Origin of the sequence: Buttiauxella sp. (genome assembly GCF_035271705.1) — a bacterium.
Lineage (GTDB): Bacteria > Pseudomonadota > Gammaproteobacteria > Enterobacterales > Enterobacteriaceae > Buttiauxella.
The window spans coordinates 21,944-33,864 of record NZ_DATERI010000059.1 but is presented as its reverse complement, the minus strand read 5'-3'; the positions used below and the strand labels follow the sequence as shown (position 1 = coordinate 33,864).

Genomic DNA, 11,921 nt, shown 5'->3' with positions numbered 1-11,921 from the left:
AAATGGCAAAGATTAAAGGTCAAGTTAAGTGGTTCAACGAGTCTAAAGGTTTTGGTTTCATTACTCCTGCTGACGGCAGCAAAGACGTGTTCGTACACTTCTCTGCAATCCAGGGTAACGGCTTCAAAACTCTGGCTGAAGGCCAGAACGTTGAGTTCGAAATCCAGGACGGCCAGAAAGGCCCAGCTGCAGTTAACGTAACTGCTATCTAATTCCGTTGAATTAGACCTGGCGCGAATAACGCCAAATTTTGATAAAAGCCTCGCTCATGTAGCGGGGCTTTTTCATGTGGCTGGTATTTTTATTAGGACGCGTTGCCTGGTTGCAAATCATCTCCTCCGAGGATCTTGTTAAGCAAGAGGACATGCGTTCTTTGCGAGAAGAACCGATTGTGGGTCCACGTGGCATGATTGAAGATCGCACAGGTCGGCCATTGGCAGTCAGCGAAAGCCATCTGGGCCTATCCAAAAACGGTGATGGAAAAGGGGCGTGCAGGTAAGTAACCGCTGGCAGGCGTTTGCGACTGCGCTAAACACGCTTTGTGCTGGTCGTAGTGATTAACAGTCCAGAAAATGGGGCTTATTATGGTGGGGCGGTTGCGGCTCCGGTGTCTAGCCAAATTATGAGCGATGTCTTGCGGCTGGAAAATATTAAACCTGATGGTTTACCCGTAGGTTACCCAAATTTAATGGTATTAAATAAACCCGTCGCAGGTCATTCCGCCGGTTAGTGGCTTTTCGAAACAGGGCGTTTAGCGTTACACTTGCGCCCTTTATGATTGCCTGGAGTTCCTATGTCCTATCTTTGCCCGCTTTGCCATGCGCCGCTTGCAGCCCAAGGGATGAGTTTTGTTTGCCCTGATGGCCATCAATTCGATAAGGCAAAAGAAGGATACGTGAATTTGCTGCCCGTTCAGCATAAACGCTCTAAAGATCCAGGTGATAGCAGCGAGATGATGCAAGCGCGTAGAGCATTTCTCGATGCCGGACATTACCAGCCTTTGCGTGAGGCTATTTGCCAGCAACTTGAGAAAACGGCTCCGGTGACGTTGCTGGATATTGGTTGTGGAGAAGGGTATTACACTGCCGGTTTTGCGCAAATTGTCACGAAACTAAATGGCATGACATGGGGATTGGATGTCGCCAAAGTCGCGATTCGCTACGCGGCGAAACGCTATCCTCAGGTGCAGTTCTGCGTAGCCTCGAGTCATCGCTTACCGTTTGCCGATAATAGCCTGGATGCAGTCGTCCGAATTTTTGCGCCATGCAAAGCCGAAGAACTTGCGCGTGTTGTTAAACCCGGTGGCATAGTCATTACCGCGACGCCTGGCCCCCGTCATTTGATGCAACTTAAGGGCTTAATCTATGACAACGTGATGTTACACAGTAGCGAACCTGAATCTTTGCCGGGTTTTGTTGTGGAGCACATGCAAAATATTGGCTGGCCGATGACGTTGCAAGGTAGTGAAGCGGTTGCATTGCTGCAAATGACGCCGTTTGCCTGGCGTGCTCGCCCAGAAGTGTGGCAGAGCTTAGCGGCTGAAACGGCATTCGATTGTGAGACTGACTTTGTGGTACGTGTCTGGCGCCGTGAAGTATTAGCTTAACGGACTAAAATGGCTGTAAAGAATCTGACAACCCATCCCAATCAACACTAAACCGCCGAGGATTTCAGCGCGTTTTCCTAGCAATGGGCCAATAAAACGGCCCAGCATCATACCCATTGTGGACATGATCATGGTCGCGCAACCAATCGCCAGCGCAGTTTCGATAATATTGACTTGCAGGAACGCCAGACCAACGCCCACAGCCATAGCATCAAGGCTGGTCGCAATCGCGGTAGTGACTAATAACCAAAATCCATGGCGTTGCAACTTCGGTGTTTCTTCATCATCATTGCTACGGATCCCTTCATAGATCATTCTTATTCCGAGAAACACCAACAAGATGAAGGCGACCCAATGGTTCCAGTCCAACACAATTTGGCTTGCCAACAGGCCCAGGCACCAGCCGATAAGAGGGGTGAGCGTTTCGATTACGCCAAAGATGAGCCCGGTACGTAGAGCTTCGGAAAACTTGGGTTTATGGAGTGAGGCACCTTTCCCGATTGATGCTGCAAAAGCATCCATCGACATGCCAAAAGCGAGAATGAGAGTAGCGGAGAGATTCATACAAACGCCTCAGTTGGGAATATCCATATACACGTCAGCCATCCCCAACTTAAATGATGGTTACATGCGTATGGTCTCGCCTACTCAGTGTTTGAGTCGTACATGCCACGTTTTTTCTTGAATAAACAAGTAACGAGTATGTTGACATGTACATTTTCGCAATAGCGAAAATCGGCTACTCCCCAACGAGGGCGCAACCTTAACATATTTTTCAAAGATAAAACAATAATTGAAAGCTATTATTCTTGATGGTCAATTGATAACGATTTTCATTTGCCTTTATGGGTAAATGGAAGCTTAAAATAAGAGCACGAAAAGTGTGCGAAATAGCATTGGCTATATTTAAATTATTGTATAAAAAATAACAAAATATAGTTTAATGTGTGGCGTTAACTCACTGATTGCTAACCATTAGTTTATAAATTTTTTCCAGGTCATCAATGTTCTTCACTCGAATGAGCAAGCGTCTTTGTTCTAATTGCAAAACCAATACACCGTCCTCGGATAAATTCATCTCTTTAATTCGTGAATATAAAATCCAGACATTGGCAAAGAAGAAGCCTTCTGTTTTAAACAGTAATTTAGGTTGACGAATCCAGGAGATATAAATTGCCAGCAAGGCCAGAGCAGATAATAACCAGGTCGTCAGTGGAGTACCGTGCGTGGTGACGTTGTTGTAAATAAGGATGGCGACCAAACCTACAAAGATAGTGCTGTCGATACGATTACGGCGCAACAGGGTGATTTTGAGTAGGGTTTTGCCTTTACGCTTATCCATGATGAATTCATCGTAAATCGCCCAGGCAAGCAACAGCACAATAAACACCAGTAAAACAACATCCGTTAACGTCATAACACCTCCTGTTTAAACAATAAAAAACCGGGGACAGGCCCCCGGTTGAATTCATCGAATCAATTACAGACCCAGCAGGCCGATAGCATAACCGACGATACCGATAACAAAGAAGCCCATGATTATCCACAGCGCGTTGACTTTCTTACGCAGCAGCCACATACAAGCAAACGTTAACAGTAATGGCACAAGGCCCGGCATCAATTGGTCAAGGATGGTTTGAACTGTGGTCACTTTAACAGCGCCAGTCTGGTCGGTAATCTTCGACACGACCAGCGGTATGTTAACGTGTGTCCACTTGTTAACCAGCGCCCCCATGACAAACAGGCCGAGAATTGACGCCCCCTCAGTCAATTTTTGTAGGAAGCCGCCGCCCATATCCTTAACGATATCGATCCCTTTGCGGTAACCGTAAGCCACGCCGTAGTAACGAGTCAGCAAACGTACGGCGTTGAACAAGATGAAGAACAGCAATGGACCGAGCAGGCTGCCGCTCATTGCAATACCTGCACCGAGCGCTGCAAATACTGGACGCACAGTACCCCAGAAAATGGGGTCGCCTACACCCGCCAACGGCCCCATCAGACCCACTTTGATACCGTTAATGGCACCATCATCAATTTCTGCGCCGTTCGCACGTTGCTCTTCCATTGCAAGGGTTACGCCCAACACTGGCGCGGCCACATAAGGATGGGTGTTAAAGAATTCCAGGTGACGCTTAATCGCTTGTTTGCGGGCATCGTTGTTCTCAGGATACAGGCGTTTGATTGCCGGAATCATTGAGAAGCAGAAGCCCAGCGCTTGCATACGTTCGAAGTTCCATGACCCCTGGAACAGGTTTGAACGCAGGAATACGCTACGAATATCACCTGGGGTGAGTTTCTTCTCGGTAGTCGTTGTTTTGGTGGTATCAACCATTTCGCTCACCTATTAATCTAATTCGTTATCGAGGTCGTTAGCACCGGCAGCAGGCGCTGGAGCACCGGCAGTACGGTTGTATTTCGGGCTCAACTGGATGTACAGAATTGCCATCACAGCACCAATCACACCCAACGCAACCAGGTTGAAATTGGTGAAAGCCGCAGTAACGAAGCCCAGATAGAAGAATGGCATCAGGTAGCCTGCGCGCATCATGTTGATGACCATCGCATAACCTACGACCACAATCATGCCACCGGCGATGTTCAGACCGCTGGTAACCACTTCAGGAATTGCGTTGAGCAAGTTCTGTACTTCACTGGTACCGACGGAAACCGCGACGATAACGGCAGGAATGGCGATACGCATTGCTTGCAGGAACAGGGAGGAAACGTGAATCCAGGAAAGCGCGGATAGGTTGCCACTTTCGGCCGCTTTATCTGCTGCGTGCTGGAAGCCCACGGTAATAGTACGAACGATAATGGTCAGAACCTGGCCTGCTGCTGCCAGCGGGATGGCCAGCGCGATACCAGAACCGATGCCCTGGTTTCCGGCTATAACCAGAATGGTGGAGATAATTGACGCAAGGGCCGCATCGGGAGCCACCGCCGCACCTATGTTCATCCAACCCAAGGCTATCATTTCAAGGGTACCACCGATAATAATACCGGTTTTCATATCACCCAGTACCAGACCAATTAAGGTACAGGCGACCAGCGGACGGTGGAACTGAAATTCATCGAGCACCGACTCCATACCGGCAATACAAGCTACGATAAACACCAGCACAATCTGAAGAGTGGTAATCTCCATTGTACTTCTCCTTAAACGTGTGACTTATGTGTGAAAACTGAGCAGAACGGAGAGTGAAACTAATCACCTAAGTAATTAGCTTTTCACCTTGGCGATCAGATCCATCATTTTCAGTTTTTGATCGGTTGAAACTTTACGGGCTTCCAGCTCAATGCCGCGCGCGTTCAGCTTCTTGAAGGCTTCAATATCTTTGTCATCGACAGAAATCGCGTTGTTAACCTGGGTTTTACCCTGACGGAACGCCATACCACCGATATTGACTGATTTAATATTCACGCCACCTTCCACGATGCGTTCAACATCTGTTGGATTGGTGAAAAGCAGCATCACACGGTTGCCTGCATATTTTGGGTTGTTGTAAACGCGGATCATTTTGGCGACATCAACCACGTGTGCCGTCACACCTGGAGGGGCAACTTGCGTCAACAAGGTTTTACGCACGGTATCGGCGGCCACTTCATCACTGACAACAATAATACGCGTTACGTTGGTTTCTTTGGTCCAGCGGGTAGCGACTTGTCCATGAATCAAACGGTCGTCAATACGGGTCAGACCAATATTCATGTAGTCATTTGGACCCATCGGTTTAACCGGTGTAGCTGCTTTAGGGGCAGCGACTGGCGCAACGGATGCGGTTTGTTCAACAGGTTTTGCTTTCAGGGCCTTTACCCCTTCACGGCCTGTTTCTACAGCCAGTGCCACTAACTCATCAAAAGAAGGGTTATCATCACGGGCCATCAAGGTTTCAACCAGCATCGGAATATTCACCCCGGCGACGACCTCGTAATGCTCTTTATCGACGACAATACGGCTTGCAGCATTGAATGGACTGCCACCCCAAGTATCGACGAGAAACAGCACACCTTTGTCGGTGTTCAGGTTTGCTAATTGAGCGTTATATTTTTCGATTAAAGTTTCGGCGTTTTCACCGGGAACGAAGTCTATCCAGCCAACATTTTGTTGTTCGCCTAATAGCATTTCAGCGGTTTTCAGCAATTGTTCTGCGGCCCAGCCATGCGTGCCTATAACAATAGCAATAGTCACTTGCTACCTCCTGTGTTGGTCATAACCACACCCTTAAAATGGGTGTTTGTAGATTATCCGTTTCATAAGCGAATCGATTCAGATAACGGTATGAGTAAAGACGTGTAACTTGGGACGGATTAATTTTAGACAGTGAAAAAAATATTTTATGTGATGAAGATCCGTAATTTAGCTTTGGTTGGAACATAATGATTCGCAGAGCGAATTATGAGCCTGGTCAATGACAGTAAAATTGCAAAATCAGGTAAATCTTTGCAAAAGGGTATTTTGCTCTGATATTGTTTGCGTCTTGTTTAATAACTAAGGAGTAAAGGGCAGTAGCCCACCGTATGGACCGTCACCGACGTCTTTTCATTTTCAGGTTTGAATCTTCAACCTTTCACATTGGCGTAGCACGCCCCGTTAATACCTTAATTCAACTTTCTGCGTCCGCGTTACGCGGGTTGCCGCTGAGTTATTCCCAAGACCGGAGCTTGTCATGGAACTCTTAATGGATCCCCAAATATGGGTGGGTTTACTGACGCTTATTGTTCTGGAAATTGTGCTGGGTATTGATAACCTGGTCTTTATTGCGATACTTGCGGATAAACTTCCACCAAAACAGAGAGATAAAGCGAGACTTATTGGTTTATCCCTTGCGTTGGTGATGCGACTGGGCTTGTTGTCGTTAATCTCATGGATGGTGACACTCACCCAACCTCTGTTTAACGTCGCTGACATGACGTTCTCCGGGCGTGATCTCATCATGCTATTCGGGGGCTTGTTCTTGCTGTTTAAAGCAACAACGGAGCTGCATGAACGGTTGGAGAATCGCAACCATGATGATGGGCATGGGAAAGGTTACGCCAGTTTCTGGGTCGTGGTGCTGCAGATTGTCGTGCTGGACGCCGTGTTCTCACTCGATGCGGTCATCACCGCAGTGGGGATGGTTAATCACTTGCCAGTGATGATGGCGGCGGTCGTGATTGCAATGGGTGTCATGCTGTTGGCGTCAAAACCGTTAACGAATTTTGTTAACCAACATCCGACGGTCGTGGTGCTGTGCCTGAGTTTCTTGTTGATGATTGGTCTGAGTTTGGTTGCTGAAGGCTTCGGTTTCCATATTCCTAAGGGCTATCTGTACGCTGCGATTGGTTTCTCGATAATCATCGAGTTCTTTAATCAGATTGCGCGTCGCAATTTTATCCGTCATCAGTCAAATGTGCCGTTACGTGCCCGTACGGCTGACGCGATTTTGCGCCTGATGAATGGCAAGCGCCAACAGCGTTCATCAAATGAAGACAATAAAACGATTACCCCCATTGAAGCGGAATCATTCGCTGCGGAAGAGCGTTACATGATCAACGGTGTTTTGACGCTGGCTTCGCGCTCGTTGCGCAGCATCATGACGCCTCGCGGTGAGATCTCTTGGGTTGATGCCGATAAAACGAAGGCTGAAATCCGCGAGCAACTGCTGGAATCGCCGCATAGTTTATTCCCGATTTGTCGCGGTGAGTTGGATGAAATCATCGGTATCGTGCGGGCGAAAGAGTTGCTAGTGGCGCTGGAAAACGGTGGTGATGTGGCGGCAATCGCCGCGCAGTACCCTGCAATCGTCGTTCCAGAAACGCTGGATCCGATCAACTTGCTGGGCGTATTGCGTCGGGCTCGCGGTAGCTTCGTTATCGTGAACAACGAGTTTGGTGTCGTTCAAGGGTTGGTCACGCCGCTGGATGTGTTGGAAGCCATTGCGGGTGAGTTCCCGGATGCAGATGAAACACCAGAAATTGTGCGTGATGGTGACGGTTGGTTGGTAAAAGGTTCTACCGACCTGCATGCGATTCAGCAGCATCTGGATATCAACACACTGGTCAACGACGACGAAGATATCGCCTCGATTGCCGGTTTGGTTATCTCCGTGAACGGTCACATCCCGAAAGCAGGCGATATTATTGACGTTGCTCCGCTTCGCATCCAGATTGTTGAAGCGAACGATTACCGCGTGGAGTTAGTTCGTGTGGTGAAAGAACGCTCCGAACATGAAGATGAGGAAGAGTAATCAGCGCAACGGAATGACTGAAACTGGATGGCCTCTATGGCGCGGGGGGGGAGTGTTCCCCCTTAGCCAGCGAGGGAAATCGCTTAGTGGCATTGGCCGCGCATATAAATAACCTTGCATGACATTCACGCCGTGGCTGCGCAAATACTCGGCCTGCTGCGGCGTTTCCACACCCTCTGCAACCAGATCGATTCCCAGTCGCTGTGCCAGAGAGATAATAATATCAGTGACCGTCGAGTTTACCGCATCTGTTCCGATAGCCGCCGTAAACGACTTATCAATCTTCAACACATTCGGATTCAGTAATTCCAGATAGGATAATGAGCTCTGGCCAGTACCAAAATCATCTATCGCCAAATCCACTCCCATACGGTGCAAGTCGCGTACTACGCGATGGTCGACATCGGGTAACGCATCTCGTTCTGTTAATTCCAGCGTCAATTTTTGTTGCGGGAGAGCAGGGAACCAGTAGCGGCGCAAATCGGCAATAATTTCCCCTTCATGGAAATGGCTGGCGGCCACATTGAGCCCGATGTGGAATTGACGTGATTTTGGGAATATATCAAGGTGGCGAATCGTTTCATTCAGCACATAGCGGGTCAACGGCGCAATCAGGTTTTGCTGTTCAGCAAGGGGGATAAATATATCGGGTGGGATCCAGCCCTGGCGCGGGTTATTCCATCGTAACAGCAACTCCACACCCACACACTGAAGATTACGGGCATTCACCAGCGGCTGACAGAACACTTCGAATTCACGCGAGGCCAACCCAATGTTAATTTCCCACGAAAAACTCATGCGGTTGGCGGTCGCAAGCCAGGCAATATAACCAATCAGCATACTGAGAATCAATGCCAGGGGTAGTTGAGTCGGCAAAGTGTGTAAGGCCAACGCTTCTGGTGATGGTCCGATGGTGGTCACAGAAAACGCGAAACGTTCAGAGGCCATTTCATGGCTGACTTGCCCGTCCTCAGCGGTAATTCTCTGCAAGAGCCCTTTGCCGTATTCCAGGTGTGAACCTGCAACATTGAATACTGCCCTTGAAACCCATGGATGTTCAGGTTGAAGGATTAATCCTGTCAGCATTTCAATATTAATGACTTGCATGACCCCATCGTGACTGCTGTTTGCCGACGGGGTCCAGGACAGCAAAATCGGCGTTCCTTTCAGTAATGAGCGGTCTATCGAGAGAAACAGGAGATTCTGGGTCGAAGGTAACCGTGGTTGCAGCAACTTTACAGGTACGTAACGGCTACCAAAAATACTTGAGCAATAAAGAATATCATCTTTAATTAGCCCGATTGAGCGCACGGTTTGCAAGCGTGCCGCATGTTCACGCATTTTGAGTTGAGCAACCTCACAAGACATTCCAACCAGAGGAATGATCTCTTTATTGGCTTCTTCAAGCGGAATCAGAATATTTTCAAGAGCGCTGATAATGCCTTGATTAAACGTCAGCAAATGCTGCTCATTCACTTTGCGCTCAGAGACATAGCGTGCGCTAAGTGTGAACAGCAGTGCCATTACCGCTAGCCCGATACAGACAATTAAACGCCTGCGGCGATACCCTCGTATAATACGTTGAGCTGTCTGCATCCGTGATCACCTTGTTTAGAACCGCGACCGAAATCGGCACGCAGAACATTCAAAGTGTAGTGGGGGATTGGAAACATGACGGGAAAATCATACTTTTAGATGATAGCTCGTGAGCCTTTTACACAAGCGTTGCATCCACAACGGCTGTTCCTCTGCTACTGCCACAACGCGATTGTTTTTGTTAGCGTTGCGACAATAGTGTCAGAATTAAGCACGCTAGATTGGCCCTCAAATCAGAGGGCCAAAGAGATTAGTCACACTGCACTTTAATGGCCAAGCCGCCGCGGGACGTTTCGCGGTACTTTGCATTCATGTCCTTGCCCGTTTCATACATCGTCTCAATGACTTTATCGAGTGAAACACGCGGTTCGCTGGTGCGGCGCATTGCCATACGGGTGGCGTTGATCGCTTTCACGGAAGCAATAGCGTTACGTTCGATACACGGCACTTGAACCTGACCCGCTACAGGATCGCAGGTCAAACCGAGGTTGTGTTCCATACCAATTTCGGCTGCAATACAGACTTGCTCTGGGCTGGCCCCCAGGATTTCAGCAAGGCCAGCCGCCGCCATCGAGCAGGCTACACCGACTTCCCCCTGGCAACCGACTTCTGCACCAGAAATAGAAGCATTCATCTTATACAACGCACCAATGGCACCAGAGGCGAGGAAGTAGCGGATGTAAGTCTCTGGGCTAACCGATTCGATAAAGTGGTCATAGTATGCCAGCACCGCCGGTACAATACCGCAGGCACCGTTGGTTGGAGCCGTAACTACACGTCCACCCGCGGCGTTTTCTTCGTTAACCGCCAATGCAAACATATTCACCCAGTCGATAACGTTCATGGGGTCATTGGAGAGTTTATCGCTGGACACCAGCATACGACGCAACGCTGAAGCACGACGCGGTACACGCAACGGGCCAGGCAGTACCCCTTCGGTGTTCACACCACGGTCAATACAAGCGCGCATGGTTTGCCAGATGTTAGCGAAATACTCTTCAATTTCTTTACGACTATGCAGAGCCAGTTCGTTTTGCATGATGACGCCAGACAATGACATGCCGGTATCTTTGCAGTGCTGAAGCATCTCTTGTGCGGAGTTGAACGAATAAGGCACGACCACTTCGTCAGTTGCTTCTTTGCCGAAATGCTCTTCATCAACGATAAAACCACCACCGATGGAATAGTAGGTTTTGCTGTAGATGACTTTATCGCCACTGTACGCATGGATAGACATGCCATTTTCATGGAGCGACAGGTTGTCGTTGCGAAAACACATGCCGGTATCTTTCGGGAAATCGACTTCATGGCGGCCCTGAGCCAGCCACAAACGACTACGTGTTTCTACATCACGGATAAATGCCGGGATGGAGTCAATATCAACAGTGGCAGGTTCGTTACCTGCAAGACCCATGATAATAGCGATATCGGTATGGTGCCCTTTGCCTGTCAGTGACAAAGAACCGTAAACATCGACAGCGAGACGTGTCGTGCTTTCCAGTAATCCTTTTTCGAGCAGGGAGTCGACAAATAACTTACCGGCCTTCATCGGGCCGACGGTATGGGAACTGGATGGCCCAATGCCGACTTTGAACATGTCGAATATGCTAATCACGCTAAAACTCCTTTCAGGACACCGGAAATACCCGTCATAGTTCAAGCTGTTGGTGTGTTGGTCGCACTCACAACCCGCCTTTCCTCAACTCGAACTATTTTGGCTATAAATGAAATATGATGCTGCAAAATCGCAGAAGACTAGTTTAAAAATTTATTGCTCACCGTAGTAAACTATTCACATGATTTAAACTAATGCTTTACGTTAGCTTGTCTAATCTCAGCTAAAAGCCACGAAATCACGACCAGATACTTCACTAAATATAGCTGTTTTTGCAGAATTAAAGAGAGATCAATCTTCCACGCCTATCTGCAAAGCCAACTCGCGGATTATTCCGGCTGTCATGCCCCAGACAAAGTAGTTCTGATACCAGGAAAGCCAGACGCGGTGCGCGTTACCGCGACGGTGAATATCCAACGGATGGTAGCGTCCCAATGTGAGTGCCTCCATCAGGGGCATCTCAAAAACTGCCGCCACTTCATCTTCACAGGCCTGGTAAGGGAGATTGGGTGGGATGATGCCGACAACGGGCGTGACTTGAAAACCCGTGATGCTATCAACGGGTGGCAGAGTGCCAATCACTTCAACGCAATCTGGCGATATAGCCACTTCTTCCCAGGCTTCTCGCAGTGCTGTGGCAATTAACGACTCATCAGTGTCATCCACGGCACCCCCAGGAAAGGCAACTTGCCCGGCATGTTTGCGCAGCATAGCCGAACGTTGGGTCAACAGCAGCCCAGGTTCTGGGCGGCGCACAATGGGGATTAGCACCGCGGCCTGGCGTTTATTCCCGCTCTTGCGGGTAACCGGCGGTTGTAATAGTTGAAAACGCGATAAAAAATCGCTCATGCTCAAGGACGATTCGGGCATTACA

The 11,921-nt window shown here is 48.8% G+C and carries 11 protein-coding genes and 1 pseudogene; 4 read left to right on the top strand and 8 right to left on the bottom strand.

The annotated features are described in order from the left end of the window. Window positions 1-2: 2 nt before the first annotated feature. The 3 genes and pseudogenes from cspE (at window position 3) to rlmA (ending at window position 1,606) form a co-directional block, all read left to right on the top strand. Window positions 3-212 (top strand): transcription antiterminator/RNA stability regulator CspE, encoded by a 210-nt coding sequence (cspE, locus tag VJY99_RS05255; protein WP_001062678.1) that lies wholly within the window; start codon window positions 3-5, stop codon window positions 210-212. A gap of 80 nt (window positions 213-292) precedes the next feature. After that, window positions 293-534, top strand: a pseudogene (locus VJY99_RS05250) (peptidoglycan synthase); the annotation flags it as partial. A 259-nt stretch (window positions 535-793) separates the two neighbouring features. Next, window positions 794-1,606 carry a 23S rRNA (guanine(745)-N(1))-methyltransferase gene (gene rlmA, locus VJY99_RS05245; RefSeq protein ID WP_324116979.1) on the top strand — a complete coding sequence of 271 codons (813 nt, stop codon included), beginning with the start codon at window positions 794-796 and terminating at the stop codon, window positions 1,604-1,606. Here rlmA and mntP read toward each other — a convergent pair. The 5 genes from mntP to manX form a co-directional block, all read right to left on the bottom strand. Further along, complete coding sequence (gene mntP, locus VJY99_RS05240; protein WP_324116978.1) at window positions 1,598-2,170, bottom strand: manganese efflux pump MntP; 573 nt, start codon at window positions 2,168-2,170, stop codon at window positions 1,598-1,600. The two genes, rlmA and mntP, sit on opposite strands and share 9 nt — an antisense overlap. A gap of 394 nt (window positions 2,171-2,564) precedes the next feature. Next, window positions 2,565-3,023 (bottom strand): DUF986 family protein, encoded by a 459-nt coding sequence (locus VJY99_RS05235; protein WP_324116976.1) that lies wholly within the window; start codon window positions 3,021-3,023, stop codon window positions 2,565-2,567. A gap of 63 nt (window positions 3,024-3,086) precedes the next feature. After that, window positions 3,087-3,941: a PTS mannose transporter subunit IID gene (locus tag VJY99_RS05230; protein ID WP_324116974.1), complete on the bottom strand. Its 855-nt coding sequence runs from the start codon at window positions 3,939-3,941 to the stop codon at window positions 3,087-3,089. 12 nt (window positions 3,942-3,953) lie between these two features. Continuing rightward, window positions 3,954-4,754, bottom strand: a complete 801-nt coding sequence (locus tag VJY99_RS05225; RefSeq protein ID WP_324116972.1) for a PTS mannose/fructose/sorbose transporter subunit IIC — start codon at window positions 4,752-4,754, stop codon at window positions 3,954-3,956. Between the two features lie 75 nt (window positions 4,755-4,829). Continuing rightward, a complete protein-coding gene (manX, locus tag VJY99_RS05220) occupies window positions 4,830-5,798 on the bottom strand; it encodes a PTS mannose transporter subunit IIAB (RefSeq protein WP_324116970.1) in 969 nt (322 codons plus the stop codon). Window positions 5,799-6,276: 478 nt separating this feature from the next. Here manX and yoaE point away from each other — a divergent pair, with 478 nt between their 5' ends. Further along, window positions 6,277-7,836, top strand: a complete 1,560-nt coding sequence (yoaE, locus tag VJY99_RS05215; RefSeq protein WP_324116968.1) for a CNNM family cation transport protein YoaE — start codon at window positions 6,277-6,279, stop codon at window positions 7,834-7,836. Here the strand turns inward: yoaE and VJY99_RS05210 are convergent, their stop codons facing one another. The 3 genes from VJY99_RS05210 to VJY99_RS05200 form a co-directional block, all read right to left on the bottom strand. Then, window positions 7,837-9,432 carry an EAL domain-containing protein gene (locus VJY99_RS05210; protein WP_324116966.1) on the bottom strand — a complete coding sequence of 532 codons (1,596 nt, stop codon included), beginning with the start codon at window positions 9,430-9,432 and terminating at the stop codon, window positions 7,837-7,839. It lies immediately after the preceding gene. A 250-nt stretch (window positions 9,433-9,682) separates the two neighbouring features. Then, window positions 9,683-11,047 carry an L-serine ammonia-lyase gene (gene sdaA, locus VJY99_RS05205; RefSeq protein WP_324116964.1) on the bottom strand — a complete coding sequence of 455 codons (1,365 nt, stop codon included), beginning with the start codon at window positions 11,045-11,047 and terminating at the stop codon, window positions 9,683-9,685. Window positions 11,048-11,338: 291 nt separating this feature from the next. After that, window positions 11,339-11,917, bottom strand: coding sequence for a CoA pyrophosphatase (locus VJY99_RS05200; RefSeq protein WP_324116962.1), 579 nt, complete (start codon window positions 11,915-11,917; stop codon window positions 11,339-11,341). Window positions 11,918-11,921 lie beyond the last annotated feature (4 nt).

What these genes read in the sequence shown, in the direction of transcription:
- rlmA (WP_324116979.1), top strand. Translation starts at nt 794, where the DNA reads ATGTCCTATCTTTGCCCGCTTTGCCATGCGCCGCTTGCAGCCCAAGGG.
- cspE (WP_001062678.1), top strand. Translation starts at nt 3, where the DNA reads ATGGCAAAGATTAAAGGTCAAGTTAAGTGGTTCAACGAGTCTAAAGGT.
- VJY99_RS05225 (WP_324116972.1), bottom strand. Translation starts at nt 4,754, where the DNA reads ATGGAGATTACCACTCTTCAGATTGTGCTGGTGTTTATCGTAGCTTGT.
- VJY99_RS05230 (WP_324116974.1), bottom strand. Translation starts at nt 3,941, where the DNA reads ATGGTTGATACCACCAAAACAACGACTACCGAGAAGAAACTCACCCCA.
- yoaE (WP_324116968.1), top strand. Translation starts at nt 6,277, where the DNA reads ATGGAACTCTTAATGGATCCCCAAATATGGGTGGGTTTACTGACGCTT.
- VJY99_RS05200 (WP_324116962.1), bottom strand. Translation starts at nt 11,917, where the DNA reads ATGCCCGAATCGTCCTTGAGCATGAGCGATTTTTTATCGCGTTTTCAA.
- VJY99_RS05210 (WP_324116966.1), bottom strand. Translation starts at nt 9,432, where the DNA reads ATGCAGACAGCTCAACGTATTATACGAGGGTATCGCCGCAGGCGTTTA.
- mntP (WP_324116978.1), bottom strand. Translation starts at nt 2,170, where the DNA reads ATGAATCTCTCCGCTACTCTCATTCTCGCTTTTGGCATGTCGATGGAT.
- VJY99_RS05235 (WP_324116976.1), bottom strand. Translation starts at nt 3,023, where the DNA reads ATGACGTTAACGGATGTTGTTTTACTGGTGTTTATTGTGCTGTTGCTT.